This window comes from Vibrio sp. 10N.261.46.E11 (assembly GCF_041472735.1).
Classification (GTDB): domain Bacteria; phylum Pseudomonadota; class Gammaproteobacteria; order Enterobacterales; family Vibrionaceae; genus Vibrio.
This window is the reverse complement of sequence record NZ_JBFRQW010000054.1, coordinates 33,112-54,383: the sequence shown is the minus strand read 5'-3', so window position 1 is coordinate 54,383 and position 21,272 is coordinate 33,112. Positions and strand designations below refer to the sequence as shown.

At 44.4% G+C, this 21,272-nt stretch carries 26 protein-coding genes; 12 read left to right on the top strand and 14 right to left on the bottom strand.

Annotated features, from left to right (window positions below; genetic code table 11):
* Positions 1–13 precede the first annotated feature (13 nt).
* From thiB to thiQ, 3 genes are all read left to right on the top strand, one after another.
* On the top strand, positions 14–1,006 hold the full coding sequence (gene thiB, locus AB4407_RS17330; RefSeq protein ID WP_372121431.1) for a thiamine ABC transporter substrate binding subunit: 993 nt from the start codon (positions 14–16) through the stop codon (positions 1,004–1,006).
* An 82-nt stretch (positions 1,007–1,088) separates the two neighbouring features.
* Entirely contained in the window at positions 1,089–2,708 is a 1,620-nt protein-coding gene (gene thiP, locus AB4407_RS17325) for a thiamine/thiamine pyrophosphate ABC transporter permease ThiP (protein ID WP_372121430.1), read from the top strand.
* A complete protein-coding gene (gene thiQ / locus AB4407_RS17320; protein ID WP_372121437.1) occupies positions 2,702–3,406 on the top strand; it encodes a thiamine ABC transporter ATP-binding protein in 705 nt (234 codons plus the stop codon). The genes thiP and thiQ overlap by 7 nt, the downstream gene beginning before the upstream one ends.
* Before the next feature lie 143 nt (positions 3,407–3,549).
* Here the strand turns inward: thiQ and yjgA are convergent, their stop codons facing one another.
* On the bottom strand, positions 3,550–4,074 hold the full coding sequence (gene yjgA, locus AB4407_RS17315; protein ID WP_009847748.1) for a ribosome biogenesis factor YjgA: 525 nt from the start codon (positions 4,072–4,074) through the stop codon (positions 3,550–3,552).
* 118 nt (positions 4,075–4,192) lie between these two features.
* On the opposite strand from yjgA, the gene pmbA reads away from it, so the two are divergent.
* Complete coding sequence (pmbA, locus tag AB4407_RS17310; RefSeq protein WP_372121429.1) at positions 4,193–5,536, top strand: metalloprotease PmbA; 1,344 nt, start codon at positions 4,193–4,195, stop codon at positions 5,534–5,536.
* Between the two features lie 112 nt (positions 5,537–5,648).
* Here the strand turns inward: pmbA and mgtE are convergent, their stop codons facing one another.
* From mgtE to AB4407_RS17250, 12 genes are all read right to left on the bottom strand, one after another.
* Positions 5,649–7,004, bottom strand: coding sequence for a magnesium transporter (gene mgtE, locus AB4407_RS17305; protein WP_372121428.1), 1,356 nt, complete (start codon positions 7,002–7,004; stop codon positions 5,649–5,651).
* A gap of 148 nt (positions 7,005–7,152) precedes the next feature.
* Positions 7,153–7,428, bottom strand: a complete 276-nt coding sequence (locus AB4407_RS17300; protein WP_009847745.1) for an HPr family phosphocarrier protein — start codon at positions 7,426–7,428, stop codon at positions 7,153–7,155.
* 2 nt (positions 7,429–7,430) lie between these two features.
* A complete protein-coding gene (gene rapZ / locus AB4407_RS17295; protein ID WP_017097544.1) occupies positions 7,431–8,300 on the bottom strand; it encodes an RNase adapter RapZ in 870 nt (289 codons plus the stop codon).
* Positions 8,301–8,304: 4 nt separating this feature from the next.
* Positions 8,305–8,763: a PTS IIA-like nitrogen regulatory protein PtsN gene (ptsN, locus tag AB4407_RS17290; RefSeq protein ID WP_009847743.1), complete on the bottom strand. Its 459-nt coding sequence runs from the start codon at positions 8,761–8,763 to the stop codon at positions 8,305–8,307.
* A 1-nt stretch (position 8,764) separates the two neighbouring features.
* Positions 8,765–9,052, bottom strand: coding sequence for a ribosome hibernation promoting factor (gene hpf, locus AB4407_RS17285; RefSeq protein WP_009847742.1), 288 nt, complete (start codon positions 9,050–9,052; stop codon positions 8,765–8,767).
* A gap of 90 nt (positions 9,053–9,142) precedes the next feature.
* Positions 9,143–10,603, bottom strand: a complete 1,461-nt coding sequence (locus AB4407_RS17280) for an RNA polymerase factor sigma-54 (RefSeq protein WP_372121427.1) — start codon at positions 10,601–10,603, stop codon at positions 9,143–9,145.
* A gap of 54 nt (positions 10,604–10,657) precedes the next feature.
* Positions 10,658–11,383 carry an LPS export ABC transporter ATP-binding protein gene (lptB, locus tag AB4407_RS17275; RefSeq protein ID WP_009847740.1) on the bottom strand — a complete coding sequence of 242 codons (726 nt, stop codon included), beginning with the start codon at positions 11,381–11,383 and terminating at the stop codon, positions 10,658–10,660.
* A 2-nt stretch (positions 11,384–11,385) separates the two neighbouring features.
* Entirely contained in the window at positions 11,386–11,880 is a 495-nt protein-coding gene (gene lptA / locus AB4407_RS17270; protein WP_009847739.1) for a lipopolysaccharide transport periplasmic protein LptA, read from the bottom strand.
* On the bottom strand, positions 11,861–12,424 hold the full coding sequence (gene lptC, locus AB4407_RS17265) for an LPS export ABC transporter periplasmic protein LptC (protein WP_372121426.1): 564 nt from the start codon (positions 12,422–12,424) through the stop codon (positions 11,861–11,863). The genes lptA and lptC overlap by 20 nt, the downstream gene beginning before the upstream one ends.
* A complete protein-coding gene (kdsC, locus tag AB4407_RS17260) occupies positions 12,421–12,978 on the bottom strand; it encodes a 3-deoxy-manno-octulosonate-8-phosphatase KdsC (RefSeq protein WP_372121425.1) in 558 nt (185 codons plus the stop codon). Before kdsC ends, lptC begins: the two co-directional genes overlap by 4 nt.
* Positions 12,978–13,949: an arabinose-5-phosphate isomerase KdsD gene (kdsD, locus tag AB4407_RS17255; protein WP_372121424.1), complete on the bottom strand. Its 972-nt coding sequence runs from the start codon at positions 13,947–13,949 to the stop codon at positions 12,978–12,980. Before kdsD ends, kdsC begins: the two co-directional genes overlap by 1 nt.
* A 34-nt stretch (positions 13,950–13,983) precedes the next feature.
* Complete coding sequence (locus tag AB4407_RS17250) at positions 13,984–14,949, bottom strand: calcium/sodium antiporter (protein WP_372121423.1); 966 nt, start codon at positions 14,947–14,949, stop codon at positions 13,984–13,986.
* Positions 14,950–15,211: 262 nt separating this feature from the next.
* Here AB4407_RS17250 and mlaF point away from each other — a divergent pair, with 262 nt between their 5' ends.
* The 8 genes from mlaF to AB4407_RS17210 all read left to right on the top strand — a co-directional run bounded on the left by mlaF (position 15,212) and on the right by AB4407_RS17210 (position 20,673).
* Positions 15,212–16,018, top strand: coding sequence for a phospholipid ABC transporter ATP-binding protein MlaF (gene mlaF, locus AB4407_RS17245; protein WP_372121422.1), 807 nt, complete (start codon positions 15,212–15,214; stop codon positions 16,016–16,018).
* Positions 16,008–16,787 carry a lipid asymmetry maintenance ABC transporter permease subunit MlaE gene (gene mlaE / locus AB4407_RS17240; protein WP_009847733.1) on the top strand — a complete coding sequence of 260 codons (780 nt, stop codon included), beginning with the start codon at positions 16,008–16,010 and terminating at the stop codon, positions 16,785–16,787. The genes mlaF and mlaE overlap by 11 nt, the downstream gene beginning before the upstream one ends.
* Before the next feature lie 2 nt (positions 16,788–16,789).
* Positions 16,790–17,281 carry an outer membrane lipid asymmetry maintenance protein MlaD gene (gene mlaD / locus AB4407_RS17235; protein WP_017100037.1) on the top strand — a complete coding sequence of 164 codons (492 nt, stop codon included), beginning with the start codon at positions 16,790–16,792 and terminating at the stop codon, positions 17,279–17,281.
* A gap of 4 nt (positions 17,282–17,285) precedes the next feature.
* The gene (gene mlaC, locus AB4407_RS17230; RefSeq protein ID WP_372121420.1) at positions 17,286–17,945 is read left to right on the top strand and encodes a phospholipid-binding protein MlaC; all 660 of its coding nucleotides are present in this window, start codon (positions 17,286–17,288) and stop codon (positions 17,943–17,945) included.
* The gene (locus AB4407_RS17225; RefSeq protein WP_372121419.1) at positions 17,945–18,253 is read left to right on the top strand and encodes a lipid asymmetry maintenance protein MlaB; all 309 of its coding nucleotides are present in this window, start codon (positions 17,945–17,947) and stop codon (positions 18,251–18,253) included. The genes mlaC and AB4407_RS17225 overlap by 1 nt, the downstream gene beginning before the upstream one ends.
* A 13-nt stretch (positions 18,254–18,266) precedes the next feature.
* The gene (gene ibaG, locus AB4407_RS17220; protein WP_010435028.1) at positions 18,267–18,521 is read left to right on the top strand and encodes a BolA family iron metabolism protein IbaG; all 255 of its coding nucleotides are present in this window, start codon (positions 18,267–18,269) and stop codon (positions 18,519–18,521) included.
* Positions 18,522–18,529: 8 nt separating this feature from the next.
* Positions 18,530–19,795 (top strand): UDP-N-acetylglucosamine 1-carboxyvinyltransferase, encoded by a 1,266-nt coding sequence (gene murA, locus AB4407_RS17215; protein ID WP_372121418.1) that lies wholly within the window; start codon positions 18,530–18,532, stop codon positions 19,793–19,795.
* 152 nt (positions 19,796–19,947) lie between these two features.
* Entirely contained in the window at positions 19,948–20,673 is a 726-nt protein-coding gene (locus AB4407_RS17210; protein ID WP_372121417.1) for a 1-acylglycerol-3-phosphate O-acyltransferase, read from the top strand.
* A gap of 125 nt (positions 20,674–20,798) precedes the next feature.
* On the opposite strand, the gene AB4407_RS17205 is transcribed toward AB4407_RS17210, so the two are convergent.
* Positions 20,799–21,188 carry a RidA family protein gene (locus AB4407_RS17205; RefSeq protein ID WP_004738682.1) on the bottom strand — a complete coding sequence of 130 codons (390 nt, stop codon included), beginning with the start codon at positions 21,186–21,188 and terminating at the stop codon, positions 20,799–20,801.
* Positions 21,189–21,272 lie beyond the last annotated feature (84 nt).

Here is a 21,272-nt window from a genome sequence, read left to right as displayed (position 1 = left end):
TGGAGAGCGTCCAGTGAAATTAACATTAACAACTCTTGCTGTTACTACAGCCATCTCTTTTTCTGCCTTCGCAGCAGACAACACCTTAACTGTTTACACTTACGACTCTTTTGCTGCGGATTGGGGCCCTCGTCCTGCCGTTGAAAAAGCATTCGAAGAAAAGTGTGGTTGTGATGTGAATTTTGTCGCGTTAGAAGATGGTGTGTCTATTCTAAACCGCTTACGTCTTGAAGGTGGCAACAGCAAAGCTGACATCATTTTAGGCCTAGATAATAATCTCATGGCTGAAGCGAAATCTACGGGCCTATTGGCTGAGCACAGTGTTGATACATCATCTGTGACGCTTCCTAACGGTTGGAACGACAGTACCTTTGTTCCTTATGATTTTGGTTACTTTGCGTTTATCTATAACAAAGAGAAGCTAGCAAATCCGCCAAAGAGCCTGAAAGAACTGGTTGAGCAACGTGACGATCTTAAGGTTATCTATCAAGATCCACGTACATCAACACCAGGCCAAGGCATGATGCTATGGATGAAGTCGGTTTACGGTGATGAAGCAACTGCAGCATGGAAGAAGCTTGCTCAGAAAACGGTGACTGTGACTAAAGGCTGGTCTGAAGCTTACTCTATGTTCCTAGAAGGCGAGTCTGATTTAGTGTTGTCTTACACAACTTCTCCGGCTTATCACATCATTGCAGAAAGTGATTCTAAGTACGCAGCTGCAAGCTTCGAAGAAGGGCATTACACTCAAGTTGAAGTGGCTGCTAAGGTTAAAGGCAGTAGTAACGAAAAGCTTGCTGATGAGTTTATGGCCTTTCTCCTAAGTGATGAGTTCCAATCGGCGATGCCTACAGGTAACTGGATGTACCCAGTAACGGGTGTCGAGCTACCAAAAGGTTTTGAGCAGTTAACTGTACCGCAGAAGGCGCTGAGCTTTAGCTCTGAAGAGATCGCCGAGAAGCGCAAGCCTTGGATTCGTGAATGGCAGAGTGCGCTTACTTTCTAACGTACTTTTAAAAACTAGCTTTCTGTATTTAAAGGTTCATTCGACATCAATTGAGTGAGCCATTTACGGTAAAAATCAATCTATGATAAAGAAAACACCTAAGGTCGGGATCTGGGTTGCGATACTCATTACCGCCTTCGTGGTTTCAGCAGTTGGGGCATTGCTTAGCAATGCCCCTTCTCTTGATATCAGCCAAGTATGGTCCGATCCTTACTATTGGCATGTAACGAAATTCAGCTTTTATCAAGCGACACTCTCAACGGTGCTGAGTGTTGGCTTTGCTATACCCATTGCACACGCTCTGTGTCGCAGACAGTTTTTTGGACGAGCCTTGTTATTAAGGTTGTTTGCGTCGACCTTAGTTCTACCTGTGTTGGTCGGTGTATTTGGCTTGCTAGCGATTTACGGAAACAGTGGCTGGTTAGCTAAATTCTTGGCGAACTTCGACATTGAACTACCATTCTCGATTTATGGGTTGAACGGTATTTTGTTGGCGCACGTTTTCTTCAACCTGCCTTATGCCAGCCGCTTACTTTTGCAAGCGTTAGATACCGTACCTGCTGAGCAGCATAAACTGTGTGCTCATTTGGGCATGAGCCATTGGAATAAATTCAAATGGGTTGAATGGCCTCGTTTAAGACAGCAATTGCCGCATGTGTGTGGTTTGGTCTTCATGCTGTGTTTTACCAGCTTTGCTACCGTGATGGCACTAGGCGGAGGACCTAAATCAACCACTATCGAACTCGCCATTTATCAGGCGATTAAATTCGACTTTGACCTGCAGGCTGGTGCCTTGCTCGCGATATGGCAAATGCTGCTGTGTGGTGTGCTAGCTGTGAGCATTCAACGCCTATCGAAACCTATTTCAGTGACAGCCAGTCAATTGTCGGAAGAGAAATATTTGGTTAAGGACTGCTGGTGGTCAAAAGCTTGGGATAGCTTTTGGATCATCACCGTCTCAATGCTGGTATTGCCGCCATTAGCTATGGTTATCTTTAGTGGTATTAACTCTCAGGCGCTCACTGTACTGAGCAGTGAGCCGTTTTGGGCTGCGTTAATGACCTCGGTTAAAGTCGCGTCATTAGCAAGTGTTATCGCGGTTGGTATTGGTATCGCCATACTGCTGACTAGTCGAGCATGGCGTTTACAGAACAAGAATTTTCGAGCCGATAAAATCGAGTTGATTAGTACTATTATTTTAGTGACTCCGGGGCTAGTGATCAGTACGGGCCTCTTCTTATTACTGCGTTCATTCACCGATGTTTTCAGTTTAGCTTTCTTTATCGTGATTGCAGTAAACAGTTTAATGGCGCTTCCTTACGTAATTAAAACCTTGGCTCAACCTATGCTACATTTGTCTCAGCAGTATCAGTATGTGTGCGCAAGTTTGGGAATGACTGGTTTCACGCGTTTTAGGCTAGTGGAGTGGCGCGCATTGCGTAAACCGATGGCACAAGCCTTCTCGATCAGCTTTATGTTAGCAATGGGTGACTTAAGTGCGATTGCTTTGTTTGGTAGCCAAGATTTTAGAACTCTGCCCTTGTACCTATTCCAATTATTAGGCAGCTATCAAATGGAAGCCGCAGCTGTGGTTTCCGTGAGCTTACTGTTATTGAGTGTTGGCAGCTTTAGCCTGATTGAATTTTTATTTACTCGAAGATCTAAGCTCGATGCTAAAGAATTGAGGAACCGATGTTGTTAGTGATGAAAGATGTGGACTACCACTATCACAGAGAGTTGTTTTGCTTTGATTTTCAAGCTGAGCAGGGCGATATTGTTGCGCTGATGGGGCCAAGTGGCGCAGGTAAATCAACGCTGTTGGCACTGGTTGCTGGGTTTATTGAGCCCACTTCGGGTGAGATCTCTGTAGCGGGACAGTCACTGATTGGCAAAGAAGCACATCAGCGTCCATTAGCGATGTTGTTTCAAGAGCACAACCTGTTTGCCCATCTCACCGTACGTGAAAATATTGGCTTAGGCTTGCATCCAGGGTTAAAGCTTACGGCAACCCAAAAGCACGAAGTCGAACAGGCCGCTGCACAAGTGGGTGTCGCGGAGTATTTGGATCGATTGCCTGAGCACTTATCAGGCGGTCAACGCCAACGTGTCGCGTTAGCTCGATGCTTTGTTCAGCCTCATGATATTTGGCTGCTTGATGAACCTTTCTCTGCGCTTGACCCTTTGCTTCGTGAGGAAATGCTTAACCTTGTTAGGCGATTAGCCGCCGAGCGAAACATTACGGTATTGATGGTTACTCACCACTTAGGTGATGCACGCAGTATCGCAAATAAGTTCGTTTTTGTAGCGCTAGGTAAGGTGTTGGTTGCAGACTCGATAGAGACACTGACGGCTGATCATCCACAGCAAGAGCTAAGCTCGTTTGTTAAAGCGGGTGAATGATAATTTTTTCACTCCTGTGAGTACTTCTTAATATTGAGTACTTATTGATATTGAGAGCTTCTTGATATCGAGTGCGTCAAAAACAAAAAGACCTAGCATGCGCTAGGTCTTTTATTATCTTTCTGATTAAAGGGCGGCGAAGATTAGTCGCCTAGCTTTAGCTCTTTTAAGATTTGGAATATTTCACGAGAAGACTTAGCCGGTTTATTTGCCGCTTTCTCTTTGTTAGCTTGACGAGCGAGCTGACGAAGACGTTGACGGTCAGCTTCCGGGTACATTTCCATAACGTCTGAAATGGCCGCATCGCCTTCTGCAACAACACGATCACGCAGTTGTTCTAGTTTGTGCAGTTCAACTGTTGCTTGAGAGTGTTTGTTGCGAATCTTATCTAAAGCCGCTTGAATTGGCTCTGGATCGACACTGCGCATTACTTTACCAATGTATTGAAGTTGACGGCGCTTCGCTTCATTTTTAAAGCGTTGTGCATCTTTAATCGCTTGTGCCAAATCTTCAGACAGCGGAAATTTGTCTAATACAGAAGGCTTTAGGTCAACAAGCTCTTCTCCCAGCTTTTGCAGGGCGTCCATGTCCGTTTTCATTTCTGTCTTACTTACCCAGATGATTTCTTCTTCTGGTTCCCATGGGGCTTTTTGGTTTTTGCGAGCCATCTTTTCTGCCTATGTCACTATCTCAAACGAATATATTGCCTATTTTAGCAAGAATCTTGGGGAGAAAGCGAAATTCTTGTTATCCTACGTAATATTGACCTAAAAAATTAGAATAGATATGGATGTAAAACAGCAAGTCGCCCAGCAAAGAGTTGAGCTAGAAGCCGCAGTAGCTAAAGCGTTGGATATGGCATCAGTGAGTGCAGACGCCGCTGAGGTTGCTATTACTAAGTCAACGGGTTTAAGTGTTTCAACACGTATGTGTGAAGTGGAAAACGTTGAATTTAATAGTGATGGTGCGCTAGGTATTACTGTTTATCGCGGCCAGAAAAAAGGCAGCGCATCTACATCTGATCTGAGTGAAAAGGCTATTGCTCAAACAGTCGCGGCTGCGCTTGATATCGCTCAGTACACATCTGAAGACCCGTTTGCTGGTCCTGCAGCAAAAGAATACATGGTAAAAGAAATTCCAGACTTGGATCTTTTCCACCCTGATGAACCAAACCCTGACTATGCCGCTGAGATTGCGATTGCTGCTGAGAAGCAAGCGTTAGTTTATAGCGACAAGATCAAACAGAGTGATGGCGCAAGCTACGATAGCCACTATGGCGTTAAGGTTTATGGTAACAGCCATGGTTTACTAGCAAGCTACGCTTCAAGCCGCCATAGCACGAGCTGCTGCGTGATTGGACAAGGCGCTAATGGTGAAATGGAACGTGACTACAGCTACACCGTTGCACGTCACCGTGATGAGCTATGGACGCCTGAGCGCGTAGGTCAGGAAGCTGCAGAAAAGACCATTAGCCGTTTGGATGCGAAAAAGCTACCAACAGGCCAATACCCAATCATGTTCGCAAATGATGTTGCTACAGGTCTTATCGGTCACCTAGTGATGGCGATAAGTGGCGGCAACCTTTATCGTAAGTCGTCTTTCTTATTAGATCACCTAGGTCAGAAAATTTTACCTGATTGGTTTAACATTTCTGAGCGCCCTCATATCTTACGTGGTTTGGCTTCAAGCCCATTCGATAGCGAAGGTGTGTTCACTCAAGATCGTGAAATCATCACTGATGGTGTGTTAGCAACTTACCTGCTAACTAGCTATGCCGCACGAAAAATGGATATGACACCAACAGGTCATGCGGGTGGTATCCATAACTGGTTTGTAAAATCAACGGGTCAAAACTTTGAGCAGATGCTAAAAGAGCTAGGCACTGGCTTCCTTGTGACTGAAGTAATGGGTCAAGGCGTTAATACCGTGACCGGTGATTATTCACGTGGCGCAGCAGGTTTCTGGGTTGAGAATGGAGAAATCCAATACCCAGTATCAGAAGTTACGATTGCGGGTAACCTAAAAGATATGTTTAATCAGATCGTTGCAGTCGGTAACGATGTTGAAACACGTTCACAGATTCAAACAGGTTCTATCTTGCTTGAGTCGATGAAGGTCGCGGGCGAGTAATTCAATTAACACTAATCTGATGAATTAAAAAAGGGAGCCGATAGCTCCCTTTTTGTTTTCTGTATTTCGCCAAAAATTGGCTAGTTGCTTATGATAACTAGATCAGTATGATTTAAATAAGAATGGTTGCTAAGCCTAAGAACACCGATAGGCCAATAACATCGGTTACTGTGGTCAGAGCCATACCGCCCGCAAGTGCTGGATCGATATTCATCTTTTTCAGCATTACCGGGATGGTTACACCGGCGATACCAGCGACAATCAAGTTGGTCATCATCGCTGCTGAGATGATGCCTCCCAGTATCCAGTTACCTTTCCAAGCAACCACGATACCACCAATGATAACGGCCCATAGAATGCCGTTGAGGAAGCCGATAGAGGCTTCTTTGAGTAGCAGTTCGCGTTTGTTACTGTCACCGATGTGACCAAGCGCTAAACCACGAATGACCAGAGCGACGGTTTGGTTACCAGCAACACCACCCATTGACGGTACGATGGTCATCAAAACAGCAATGGCTGCCATCTCATTCAATGTTGCCTCGAACATGTTAGACACGGATGCTGCAGCAAGTGCCGCTAGAACATTGGCGCCAAGCCATACACTACGACGACGAGCGGATTTTACGACCGGTGCGAAGGTATCTTCGTCGTCGTCCATACCCGCCATGCTCATCATTGAGTGCTCGGCGTCTTCACGGATAACATCAACTACGTCATCGATAGTGATACGACCAACAAGATGCTGGTTACTATCAACAACGGGTGCAGAAACCCAATTACGACGTTCGAACAGACTGGCGATATCGGAAGCACTGGTTTCAACCGCGATCGCTTCGTCGGCATCCTCCATCACTTCTGACACGGACACATCAGGCTGAGTCGTAATCAGTGTGCTGAGCGATAGGTTACCGATAAGGCGTTCTTCTTGGTCAATAACATACAGAGTATCGGTTGCATCGGGTAGTTCGCCACGCATGCGCAAATAACGTAGGACGACTTCAACATCAACATCACCACGGATCGTGATTACGTCGGTGTTCATTAACGCACCCGCTGAATCTTCTGGGTACGAAAGAGCGGTTTCTACTAATGCACGATCGACGGAGTCCATTTGAGAAAGGACTTCGCGAGAAACATCGTCGGGTAGGCTTCGAAGTACGTACGCGACGTCATCGGTTTCCATGCCTTCGGTTGCTTCTGCCAAGGTTTCTGGTGCCATTTTCGACACAAGCGCATCTTTGACGTCTTCGTTTAGCTCATCAAGAATTTCACCGTAGTCTTCTGGATCGGTGAGTTGCCAGAGTACGTCACGACTTTTGCGAGGGGAGGCTTCTAAAAGGTGTGCAATATCTTCAGGTTCCATGTCCTGAAGTTGTCGACGTACGTGAACAAATCGGCCGTTTTCTAGGGCTTCGCTGACTTCTTGGAGGGTTTGGTGAGCTTGGTCGAATTCTAATTGCTCTGCCATATTTTCCTCCTATCTCATTATTCTAACAATGCTTGGAATAGTAACTTAATTCTGGGGCTTATTTAAATCATAAACTTAGATAGAACTAAGATTTAATATTGGTTGGTTCGAAGTTTGAGTCTTATGTGTTGTGAGTGACTCTTTTTCGCTACTCACCCTCATCAAATTTGTCTTCAATGAGATGGCAAACAGCATCAAGTGCTTGTTGTGAATCGGTGCCTGTAGCTTGGATCGTGATGTGTTGCCCTTGCGCTGATTCCAGCATAAGCAACCCCATCACACTGTCTGCAGTTGCGATTTTATCTTCTTCGCTATGGATAGTGATAGTTGCATCAAAACTTTGGGCAAGCTCAACCAATTTTACGGCTGCTCTAGCGTGAAGACCCAAGCGATTTTGGATCAGTACAGTTCGAGTTAATTCCATGGTTAGCCCTGTTGGTGCTTCTCTAGAGAGGCATGTCTGATTTGAACTTGATGACCGAGTTGTTCGAAGTATTCACCAATTTTCTGAGTTAGATAAACTGAGCGGTGTTTGCCGCCAGTGCAACCAATCGCGACCGTTAGGTAACTGCGATTATTCTTCTCTAACATGGGCAACCACTGCTCAACAAAGCCTTGAATTTGTTGCTTGAGTTCAAGAACTTCAGCGTGTTTCTCTAGGAAAGAGTGAATTGGAGCATCAAGTCCCGTCAATGGTCGTAGTGCCGGTTCCCAGTGAGGGTTTGGCAGAAATCGAACATCAAACACATAATCGGCATCACTTGGTAGGCCGAACTTAAAGCCGAAAGACTGAAAAACGATAATGAGTTCTTGTTTTTCTTTGCCCTCAACTTTGAAACGAACCTGTTCACTCAATTCGTAGAGGTTACAGTCACTGCTATCAATCACAATGCTGGCTTGCTCTACAAGAGGAGTCAGAAGTGTTTTTTCTAAATCAATAGCTTGTTCAAGAGAGAGCTTTTCTTGGCCGATCGATAAAGGATGAATTCTGCGTGTTTCGCTGTAGCGCTTGAGTAGCGTCTGTTTACTCGCATCTAGAAATAAGACGTTCAGGTCTATATCTGTGGCGGCTTCTAGCTGGTCTAGCGTTTCTGTAACTAACTGAGGCTCTTTTGGTAGGTTACGAATATCAATGCTAACAGCGACGTTTTGATTGATCTCGCGTACCGATTCGACGAAGTCGTTGAGCAGGTTTACTGGTAGGTTATCAACACAGTAATACCCCAAGTCTTCAAGAACTCGTAGCGCAACACTTTTCCCAGCGCCTGACTGGCCACTAACAACGATTAATCGCATGTTATTACTCGCAAGTTGGGACTTGAATCATGATGTCGTAAAGTTCTTGATCGCTTTGAGCATTACGCAACTGTTTAAGAGTCTGCTTGTCGTTAAGTCGCTCTGCCATACAAGAAAGGGTTTTCAGATGCTCTTTACATTGTTCACTAGGAACAAGTAGAGCAAACAGTAGATCAACTGGGCGGTTATCGATAGCATCAAATTCGATTGGGTCTTGGCATTGTATTAATACAGCAATCGCTTTATCACTGACATTCATGCGTGCATGGGGAATCGCGATACCGTTACCGATACCTGTACTGCCCATTTTTTCACGGCTCAGCATGCACTCAAACAGTTCTGTTGAATCTTGACCGCAGCTTTCTGCTGCGATTTGACTGATCAGCTCAAGGGCTCTTTTTTTGCTTGTGCATTGGACTGCACTTTTAGTGCAGTCCAATGAAAGTACTTCGCTTAATTGCATGTTAGTGACTACTTAGTTTTTCTTTGTGCTTGTTGAGTTGGCGAACAAGTTTATCAACCAATGAATCAATCGCGGCATACATGCTTTCATCTGTTGCTGTCGCATGAATTTCCCCTTGATTTATATGTAGGGTAGCTTCTGCGATTTGATTGATTTTCTCAACTTTTAAAACAACTTGAACACTATTGATATGATCAAAGAAGCGCTCAAGTTTGTCGAATTTGGTGTGAACATAGTCTTGCATTGAATCGGTAAGATCAACGTGATGGCCTTGAATATTGATTTGCATAGACTTTCCTTTTCAGTTGGTTGCCAGGTTACAACTAAATTAATAGTTAACTAATCAATCGTTAATGAATAAAGAGCTAACTACTTTAGTTTATAGCAGGCGTTTACGCTGACTCGATGGGGCAATGCCCAGAGATTCACGGTATTTCGCTATGGTACGTCTAGCTACCTGAATTCCTTGGTCAGCCAGTAAAGCAGCAATCTTACTATCACTTAGAGGCTTTGCGGTATTTTCCGCTGCGACAAGCTTCTTAATGAGTGCGCGAATTGCTGTAGATGAACATTCACCGCCATTGTCAGTGCTGACATGGCTTGAGAAAAAGTATTTGAGTTCGAAGATACCACGTGGTGTGTGCATGAATTTTTGAGTCGTCACACGAGAGATCGTGGATTCGTGCATATCAACAGCTAAAGCCACATCATTCAGTACCATCGGCTTCATGGCTTCTGCGCCATGTTCGAAGAAACCGCGTTGATGTTCAACAATACACCGAGCGACTTTTAGTAGTGTTTCATTTCGGCTCTCTAGACTTTTAATTAGCCATTTTGCTTCTTGCAAATTTGAGCGGATAAAGTGGTTGTCAGCGCTACTGCCTTTGCTACTAAGGGCCGCGTATTGTTGATTCACTTTTAGTTTTGGCACGCTATCTGGATTGATGGTGACCAACCATTTCCCAAGCTCTTTGAAGACGGATACGTCAGGAACCACATACTCGGTTTCGTCTGGCGTGATCTTACTGCCAGGGCGAGGGTCCAGCTGTTGAATTAACTGCAAAACTTCGCGTAGTTCCGCTTCTTTCAGTTTGGTTTCTTTGATGACTAATTTGTAATCGCGGTTACCTAGCTGGTCGATATGGCTAGTAAGTACTAACTTAGCTTCGTTAAGCCAAGGGGTATCTTGTGGGAAGGTCGCCAATTGCAGTAACAAGCAATCTTGCAGATTCACAGAACCGACACCTAGCGGATCAAACTGCTGAATTCGTTTACGAACGGCTTCAATTTCATCAAGCTCGATCTCTTCGTTGTCGAAGTTCTCAAGGATGTCTTCACAAGATACGGTAAGGTAACCGCGGTCATCGATAGCATCAATTAGCGCAAAAGCTATGCTGCGGTCAGTTTCAGTAAATGGTGTTAAATCGAGTTGCCAGAGCAGGTAATCGTATAGACTTTGTGTGGTTTCGCCTTGATAAACGGGCATGTCGTCATCAATCGCAATGCCAGTGTTACCTGTGTTTGCGCTGTAAACGTCTTCCCAAGTTGTATCGATTTCTAGTTCGTTGCCGATCTCTGATTTTTCGATTAAATCGGAGCTGTCAGGTAAGTCTTGTTCTACTGTTTCAACTGTTTCTTTCTCGTCACTGCTAGGTTTTTCTTCCGATGTTGGTGTATCTTCATTGCCATCTTCGACATCGAGTAGTGGGTTCGATTCAAGTGCTTCTTGAATCTCTTGTTGCAAATCCAAAGTAGACAATTGCAACAAACGAATCGCTTGTTGCAATTGAGGAGTCATTGCTAACTGTTGGCCTAGCTTAAGTTGTAATGAGGGTTTCATTCAGTGTTACTTACCTAGTTATTATTCTAAGAACTCTCGATACTCTCTATCTAATCATAGACGGAATTGTTCGCCTAGATAAACTTGTTTAACTTGTTCGTTATTGAGAACATCTTCAGGAGTTCCCTCAGCTATTAGATGCCCTTGACTTACGATGTAAGCTTTTTCACACACGTCTAATGTTTCACGAACGTTGTGGTCGGTAATCAAAACGCCTAAGCCACGATCGCGCAAGTGAACAATGATTTTTTTGATATCGATAACCGATATAGGGTCAACACCGGCAAAAGGTTCGTCCAGAAGAATGAACTGAGGGTTTGCTGCTAGCGCACGAGCAATCTCAACACGGCGACGCTCACCACCAGACAAAGCCATACCATTACTCGCTCGAATATGTTGGATGTGAAACTCTTCGAGAAGATCTTCCAGCTTATCTTGACGTTGTGCGTTAGTCATCTCATCGCGCGTTTGCAAAACAGCCATGATGTTGTCTTCAACTGACAATTTACGAAAAATGGATGCTTCTTGAGGAAGGTAACCGATACCAAGGCGTGAACGACTGTGCATTGGTAAGATACTGATGTCTCGGTCGTCAATGCTGATAGTACCTTCATCACGCGCAACCAGACCCACTATCATATAGAAAGAGGTGGTTTTACCTGCACCGTTTGGGCCAAGTAGCCCGACGATCTGACCTGACTCTACTTGCAAGCTTACGTCTGTTACAACTTTACGTTTTCCGTAGGTCTTCGCTAGGTTCTTTGCTGTAAGGACTGCCATGATTACTTATTCACTTCCGCTGGTTGTAAAACCGTTGATACTCGCTCACTGCTATCACTATCGGCAACCAATTTTTGAGAGGTGATCTGATAGGTAATCTTAGAGCCACGAATGATACTGCCATCTTGAGATAGCATCGCGTTCTTAGTCATGATCAATCTATCGGCAATCAGCTGGTAATGTAAATCGTCAGCTTCACCATAGAGTGTTTTCCCATCGTCAGTAAGTTGAGAAAAGGTTGCGGGCTTTCCGAAACCTTGTATTTCTTCAATTTCACCGTTGACGGCATTACGTGTAACAATGACCTTATCGGCATTGATATTGATGCTACCTTGTTTAAGGTTCACATCGCCAAGAAAGGTTACTTGATTGCTTTTCATATCTAATTGCTGACTGTCTGAATCAATATAGACAGGCTGCTCGCTATCCGAAGATAGAGCATAGACATTAGACGCCGCAAGGGTCAAAGCCAATAAACTAAGGTGTGAGAGTTTCATATCTACCCTGAACAGAATTAAAGAGAGTCGCATTGTTGGTACCGAAGTTCCCTTTCATTGCTTGCCCCTCATTTTCAAAAAATGTACCGATCATATGGACCGGAGTGTCTGAATAAAAATCTCGGCTAGTCAGTTCTACAACCATTTTATCTGTGGTCATTGTATCGAAGCTAGCATCTGGCAACAGGTTCTTCGCCACAACGTTGTCATAAAAAGTGATGACTTGATTTTCATCCATAATTGCGCGATCAGCGGTCACTCGCCATTCTATCGTATGCCCTTCTCGGAATACTGAAAGAGCCGGGTCTTGAAAATGCGTATCGCCAACGACTGAGTAGTGCTCTAGATGAGTTGATTCAACTCGGTAGCTACGAATACCGCTTTCGCCATAACTAATATTATCAAGATTCTTGCCACTAAACGCAGGCAGTTCCAAGTTTGGATCTACTTGTATCGTCGAAGTTTGCTCTTTGTCGTACAAGTAATAGGCCGACCAAGAGGCAATAAAGATGAGTATTAAGTAGATAATACGATTAAAACTCATATGCTTAAACCTTTGTGCACGTCGAGTTCGTTTCTTGCTTGTAAAATAAGGTCGCAGACTTCACGTACCGCACCATGACCGCCGTTAATGGTTGTCACGTAGTTTGCACGCTTTGCAAGTAGCGGGTGACCATCTGCTACACATACCTTCAAACCAACTTTTTCCATTACAGGCCAGTCGATCAGATCGTCTCCGATGTAACCTGTATTTTCAGGGCTTACAGAAAGCTTATCGCAAATATCTTGGTATGCCTTAACTTTATCGTCCTGACCTTGGTAAATCAGCTTAATACCCAAAGCCGTCATTCGATTTTCAACAATCTGAGATTGACGGCCAGTGATGATCGCGATTTCAACGCCTGCGCTCATCAACGATTTAATACCGTAGCCGTCGCGCGTATGGAAAGTTTTTAGTTCTTCACCATTGTTACCCATGTAGATGCGACCATCAGAGAATACGCCATCTACATCGCAAATCAGTAGTTTGATCTCTTTTGCTATCGCAAATACACGTGAATCTACTGTGCCGTAAAGGGTTTCAATTGCCTGTGACATTACATTACTCCTGCTTTCAGTAAGTCATGCATATTTAAAGCGCCTACTAATTTGCCATTATCACACAACATCAGGCCATTGATGCTTCTAGCTTGCATCAAATTTAAGCCTTCAACAGCGAGCATGTTGGGTTCTGCTACCGTTGGGTTAAGTGTCATCACATCGCCGATCTGAGTGTTATGAATATCAACGCGTTTGTCTAAGATACGGCGTAAATCACCATCGGTAAAAATGCCAGCCATTTGACCATCGTCACCAACGATGGCCGTCATGCCTAAGCCTTTTTGAGAGATCTCTAGTAGAGCATCTCGTACTAGTGCATCCGGAGCTACAACTGGGAGAGCGTCGCCAGTGTGCATGATGTCGTCTAGTTTCAACAGCAGTTGACGGCCTAAAGCACCTCCAGGATGAGACAGTGCGAAATCTTGAGCGGTAAAACCTCTTGCCTGTAAAAGTGCAACGGCTAATGCATCACCCATAACCAAAGTCGCGGTAGTACTGGTTGTTGGTGCTAAACCTAGGGGACACGCTTCTTCGGGTACTGAAATCTGTAAATGAATATTAGATAAAGTCGCCATGTTCGATGTTGGCTTGCCAGTCATGCTGATAATTTTAATGTTTAAACGCTTTAATACTGGGAATAGACTGAGGATTTCTCCTGACTCTCCTGAGTTGGATATTGCTATCACAATATCACCCGGTTCGATCATGCCTAAATCACCATGCGCTGCTTCACCTGGGTGTACAAAGAAAGCTGATGTACCAGTACTTGCAAGTGTAGCTGCTATTTTGTTACCAATGTGGCCAGATTTGCCCATGCCCATCACTACGACTTTGCCTTTGTTGTTCAGGATTAGGTCGCAAGCTTTGCTAAAATCATCATTAAAAAATTGGTCTAATTGCGTGAGACCTGCAACTTCAGTTTCCAAAACTTGTTTTGCAACGCTGCAATAATCAAATGGCTGAGACATCAAATACTCCAAGTACGGGAAGTTAAATCAACAATTAAGCTGACATGTTCATTAGTAGGTAACTTTGATATGCCACGAACGTCACGATTAACACGCCGCCTTCGATACGATTCACGCTACGAGATTTGCCTAGTGCCATGATAACAAGGAGTAGCGATACGCCTAGCATTACCCAGAAGTCACGACCCATTGCAAACTCACTCAGGATTGAAGGGTTTAGGATGCCCGGGATACCCATCACGGCAAGGATGTTGAATACATTTGAGCCAATGATATTACCCACAGCCATATCATCTTCACCCTTCATAACGCCGGCTAGTGATGCTGCAAGCTCAGGCAAGCTAGTGCCTACGGCAATTATGGTGAGACCAATCACAAGGTCGCTCATACCAAAGAACTTAGCGATAACAACCGCGTTATCAACCAACATGTTGGCCGCTAGAGGTAGAATAATTAGACCAACCACCACCCACATTGCGGCTTTGGGGTTGCTCACGCCTTCAGGAACTTCAGATTCTTGTTCGTCAAGAAAGGCATCACCGTTCTTTTGTTCACTACGGCTTATTTGCAGCATTGCAAATAAGAAAGCGGCAAAAAGAACAAACAACAACACGCCTTCATAGAAGCCTAAGTGATTATCCCAAAGCAGTGCGCCTGCTAATAGAGTGACACCTATCATTAAAGGTAGTTCACGACGAATCACACCAGAGCTAATCGATAATGGCTTTATTAGGGCTGTAATACCTAAAATCAGCGCAATGTTGGCGATGTTTGAGCCTAATACGTTACCTACCGCCGTATCTGTTTTACCATCAAGGGCTGCTGTCGCAGAAACCATCATTTCAGGGGCTGAAGATCCCATAGCTAAGATTGTCATACCGATAACTAGTGGTGAAATACCGAAGTTGCGAGCAAGAGCAGCGGCACCGTAGACCAGCTTATCTGCACTCCACACCAAAAAACCTAGACCGATAATAAGAAACGCAATCGCTTCAAGCATGATGATTCCTAAAAATTAATAAAAAACGGAGAATTAACCGCTAATTTTGACTTGTTGCTAGATAAAAGGGAAGTCACTCGACAAATTAATTACCAGTTAGTGGTAAAGAAATGTTGATGAAGAACGAATTTCTCAATGCTTTCAAATCCCTGCATTGCTTTCTGTTTTTAATAATTAATTGAACAGTGCTTTTAATTCTAAAGTAGACTCATTATTATTGCAGCCATAATTGGCGTTTTTAAAGCAAGGAAACAACAAAATTATGTTGAACACTGAGCTTGTGAAAGTTAAGAATCTCAGCTTCTCACGCGGTGATCGAATTATCTTTGATGATATCAGTTTAGATGTTCCTCAAGGAAAAATAACCGCGATCATGGGGCCGTCAGGGATCGGTAAAACAACCTTATTACGTCTGATAGGTGGGCAATTACCGCCAGATGAAGGTGAAATTTGGTTTGATGGCGACAACATCCCAGCATTGCCACGTCGAAAGCTATATCAAGCACGCAAGAAAATGAGCATGCTTTTCCAATCGGGGGCACTTTTTACGGATTTGAATGTCTTTGATAATGTGGCGTTTCCTTTGCGAGAGCACACTGAACTTAACGAAACATTCATTCGCACCATCGTATTGCTTAAGCTTGAGGCGGTAGGATTACGAGGCGCGGCGCAATTAATGCCAAGTGAGCTTTCTGGTGGTATGGCGAGAAGAGCGGCGTTGGCCCGTGCGATCGCATTGGACCCAGACCTCATTATGTATGATGAGCCTTTTGTTGGCCAAGACCCAATCACCATGGGTGTATTGGTTGAATTGATTCGTAACCTCAATCAAGCTTTGGGTTTAACCTCTATTGTCGTTTCTCATGATGTCCCTGAGGTGATGAGCATTGCTGATTGGGTCTATTTGATGGCTGATGGGAAAATTATTGCTGCAGGTTCCCCTGATGAGTTGTACAACAACAGCGATCCAAGAGTGCAGCAATTTTTGCAAGGTGAATCGGATGGCCCTGTGCCATTTAGGTTTCCTGCAAATAGCTTAGAAAAGGATTTGTTTGAATATGATTGCTAAAACTATTGCGGGTGTCGGTAAGCGCGCACTTGCGATCTGTGAGTCATTTGGTCGAGCAAGCCTAATGCTATTTGGGGCTTTGTTTGGCATCCCGAAACTAAAAAACTTCCCTCTATTAGTTAAACAATTTTATAGCGTTGGCGTTCAGTCATTGGCTATCATTTTAGTTTCAGGCTTGTTTATTGGCATGGTACTCAGCCTGCAGGGCTATGTCGTATTAATCGACTATGGCGCAGAGGGTAACCTTGGGCAAATGGTCGCGCTCTCGTTGTTACGGGAATTGGGCCCTGTGGTGACAGCACTTCTGTTTGCTGGCCGTGCGGGTTCAGCATTAACGGCTGAGATCGGCTTAATGAAAGCAACGGAACAGATCTCTAGCCTTGAGATGATGGCGGTTGATCCTCTTAAACGCATTATTGCGCCACGTCTCTGGGCTGGCCTTATCTCTATGCCGTTGCTCGCTATGATCTTTATGGCGGTCGGGATTTGGGGTGCTCAGTTAGTCGGTGTGGATTGGAAAGGTATTGACCACGGCAGTTTCTGGTCTGCGATGCAGTCTTCCGTTGAGCTTGGCCGTGATATTGGTAACAGTATGATCAAATGCATGGTCTTCGCTATCACCGTAACTTGGATCGCACTTTTTAATGGTTATGATGCAGTACCGACATCCGAAGGTATTAGTCAGGCAACCACACGCACAGTAGTACACTCTTCTCTAGCGGTATTAGGGCTAGATTTTGTTCTTACCGCATTGATGTTTGGGAATTAATCATGCAACAAACTCGAAAATTAGAATTATGGGTCGGCACCTTTGTTATTGCCGGAATTTGCGCAATCTTAATCATGATCTTTCAAGTCGCTGACGTAAAAGGTCTCGGTTCAAACCATACTTACAACTTAAAAGCGACCTTTGACAATATTGGCAGCCTAAAGGTTCGCTCACCAGTAAAGGTGGGGGGCGTCGTTGTTGGTCGAGTTCAAAGTATTGAACTTGATACTGAGAGCTACCTTCCTGTGGTTGAACTGTCTATTGATGCGAAGTACTCACAATTTCCTGATACCTCTAGTGCTCAAATCTTAACGTCGGGCTTGATCGGTGAGCAGTACATCAGCTTAGTTCCAGGCTTCATCTTTGAAGATGAAGAGATGTTGGTTGATGGTGATTCTATCGAAGACACCAAGTCGGCATTAGTATTAGAAGATTTGATTGGCCAAGTGCTGTATAGCGTCGGTGGCTCTGATAATAGCGAAGCTAAGGAGTAGGCTCATGTTAAAGACTAATTACTTATTGAAAAGACTGCTTCTGACAGCTGTCGCTTTGCTGATGTCGACTCCAGCTTTTTCGGCAAAACCGATTGACCGAACTCAGCCTTATCAGATGATGACTCAAGTTGCGGAAGAGGCTTTCGCCCGTTTGAAGAACGAGCAAGAGAATATCCAACAAGATCCTGAGTTACTGAAGGTCATCGTGGAAGAAGAGTTGATGCCTTATGTGAATGCTCAATATGCGGCGCTGAAGTTGCTAGGGCCAAACTTGAAAGGTGCTGACAGAGGAGACGTGCGCGTATTTATTGATGCATTTCGTAAATATCTCGTTTCTTCTTATGCTCAAGTGTTAACTCAATATACAGATCAGACGATTAAATTTGGTCCAGAACCAACAATTAAAACAGATAGCCGTATTACCAGTATTAAGGTTGATATCATTGATACGCCGCGACCAAACATTAACCTTGAGTTTAAACTGCGTAAAAATAAGAAGTCAGGTGAGTGGAAGGCGTTTGATATGGTTGCCGAAGGTATAAGCCTGCTTTCGAGTAAGCAGTCAGAGTGGAATACTAAGATTCGTCAAGAAGGCATCTTACAAGTTGCCGACGAACTAGAGAAACTGGCCGCACAACCGATTCGTTTCGAGAGTAATAAATAATGAGCCATTCTCAATGGCAAGCACTAAGCTCTAAAGAGTATAAGCTGCTCGGTGATATCGACCGAGACAGTGTCCCTGCAATCTGGCGAATATTGGAAAAGTGGCAAACAACGGAATCGAGCGTTGAAATTGACCTTAGCCATATAAATCGAGTCGATTCAGCAGGAATGGTGATGCTAATTCACTTATTAGAGCATGCAAAAAATCAAAACTGTCATATAATGCTCAGTTTCGTGCCAGAACAATTACGAACGTTGTTCCAATTGAGCAATATCCAGCCAATGATGGCAGAACACATAAAAAATTAGGCAGGAGCTATTTGTGGACAGCACAAAAGTACAAGAATTATTAGCAGAAGCACTGAACCTTCAGGAGATTTTCGTGAAGGGTGAAGGCAGTCATTACGAAGTTGTTGCGGTTGATGCATGTTTTGACGGCATGAATCGAGTTAAGAAGCAGCAACTAATCTACGGCCCACTAATGGAATACATTCAACGCAATGATATCCATGCTCTTTCTATTAAGGCTTTCACGCCAGAAGAGTGGGAACGTGATAAGAAACTGATGTCACTTTAAGGTTTATGATGGAAAAGTTTCGAGTTATTGGATCGGATAAGCCGTTAAGCGGTGAAGTGACGATCTCAGGCGCAAAAAATGCAGCGCTACCTATCTTATTTGCTTCAATTCTTGCTGAAGAGCCAGTGGAAGTGAGTAATGTTCCTCACCTACGTGACATCGATACTACGATGGAACTACTAAAACGTCTTGGCGCAAAAGTATCACGTAACGGTAGTGTTCATGTTGATGGCAGCGAAATTAATGAATTTTGTGCGCCTTACGATTTAGTAAAAACAATGCGTGCTTCTATTTGGGCTTTAGGTCCACTAGTGGCTCGTTTTGGTGAAGGCCAAGTGTCACTTCCTGGTGGTTGTGCGATTGGCGCTCGCCCTGTTGATCTGCATATCCATGGCCTAGAGCAACTAGGTGCAACGATTACGTTGGAAGATGGTTATGTTAAAGCAAGCGTTGATGGCCGTCTGAAAGGCGCGCATATCGTGATGGATAAAGTAAGCGTTGGCGCTACGATTACTATCATGTGTGCAGCAACGCTAGCTGAAGGAACAACTGTATTAGATAACTCAGCGCGTGAGCCTGAGATTGTTGATACAGCTGATTTCCTAAACAAACTAGGTGCTAAAATTTCTGGCGCAGGTACAGACACGATTACTATCGAAGGCGTTGAGCGTCTTGGTGGTGGTCATCACTCTGTGGTTGCTGACCGCATTGAAACAGGTACGTTCCTTGTAGCGGCTGCGGTTTCTGGCGGTAAAGTGGTTTGCCGCAACACCAATGCTCATCTTCTTGAAGCTGCATTAGCGAAGCTTGAAGAAGCGGGTGCGAAGGTTGAAACAGGCGAAGACTGGATCAGCCTTGATATGACAGATCGTGAGCTGAAAGCGGTGAAAATCGTAACAGCACCTCATCCAGGTTTCCCAACCGACATGCAAGCACAGTTTACTCTGCTTAACATGATGGCGAAGGGCAGTGGTGTTATCACTGAGACTATCTTTGAAAACCGCTTTATGCACATTCCTGAGCTACAGCGAATGGGTGCAAAAGCGGAAATCGAAGGCAACACGGCTATCTGTGGTGAGACGGAAAAACTGAGCGGCGCTCAAGTAATGGCTACGGACCTTCGCGCATCTGCGAGCCTTGTGATTGCTGGCTGTATTGCTCAAGGCGAAACCATCGTTGACCGTATTTATCACATCGATCGTGGCTACGATAAGATTGAAGATAAACTGTCAGCCTTAGGCGCAAACATTACACGATTTAGTGAGTCGAACTAACCTAGGTTAGTGGATTCATGAATCAGTAAGATGAAAACATAAAAGTCGGAACCTTGGTTTCGGCTTTTTTATAGTTGTATTTACCGCAAGTAAATCTATTGCTCATTTTTGCGCAAATAGATGAATCAACTTGGCGGTCGGTGAGGAACAAAATGATAGCAATATTACGTATTTTCGCAGTGGCGATATTTGCGATTCTTATGTTTGTATTTGGGTGTGGTTACTGTTTACTGAGCCCGCGCAACCCAAAACACGTATTTACCTTTGGCCGCTATTTCGGTCGCATGTCGAAGATCTTCGGCATGAAGTTAGAGCTTCGCATCCCAGAAGATGCCTACTCTCGTGGCCAACATGTTTATGTGGCGAACCACCAAAACAGCTGGGATCTATTCACGATTTCATCAGCGGTAACGCCTAAAGTGGTGACGGTTGGTAAGAAAAGCCTAGTGTGGATGCCTCTATTTGGTCAGCTTTACTGGCTGACGGGTAACATCCTAATTGACCGTGCTAACCGCAGCAAAGCGGTGGGTACCATTGATCAGGTAGTGACCAGCCTAAAAGAGAGCGACGTTTCAGTATGGATGTTCCCTGAAGGGACTCGTTCTCGTGGCCGTGGTCTGCTGCCATTCAAAACGGGTGCATTCCATGCGGCGATTGGTGCTGGCTTACCGATTATCCCTATCGTGTGTAGCTCAACAGATGGCGTGAAGCTAAACCGTTGGAACAACGGCCATGTGATTGTTGAGATGCTGCCACCAATCAGCACTGAAGATTACGATAAGTCTAATGTTCGTCAACTGGCTAACCTAGCTCGTGAGCAGATGGCTGCTAAGCTTGAAGAGTTAGACAAAGAAGTGGTTGAGCTTAATAAGAAGTAATCATCTAAGCGAAACGATGAACAATAAAAAAGGTTGCCAATTGGGCAACCTTTTTTGTATCTGATAAACGCTCAGCATTATGCCTTATTCGTTTACTAGAAACCGTTTATTCTAGATATTAAAACCTATTTGCGAACCGCAATAGCTTCGATCTCAATACCTACATCTTTTGGCAGACGTGCTACTTCAACACATGAACGTGCAGGGTAGTTTGCAACACCGTGCTCATCAAAGAACTTGCCGTAAACTTCGTTTACTGTACCGAAGTCGTTTAGGTCTTTAACGAATACTGTTAGCTTTACGATGTCTTTTACAGTTAGGCCTGAAGCTTCTACAACCGCTTTAACGTTGTCTAGAGATTGGCGAGCTTGCTCTGCGATATCAGCAGATACTTCACCAGTTGCTGGGTTTACTGGGATTTGACCAGAAGTCAGTACCATGTTGCCAAGGTCAACACCTTGTACGTATGGGCCGATTGCAGCTGGAGCAGATTCTGTGTGAAGTACTTTAGTCATTGGTTTATTCCATCAGTTATTAGATAAAAATCAATTTTCAGTGTGCCTTCAAACTTTGGATAGGTAAAGAGCAAAATACCCCGC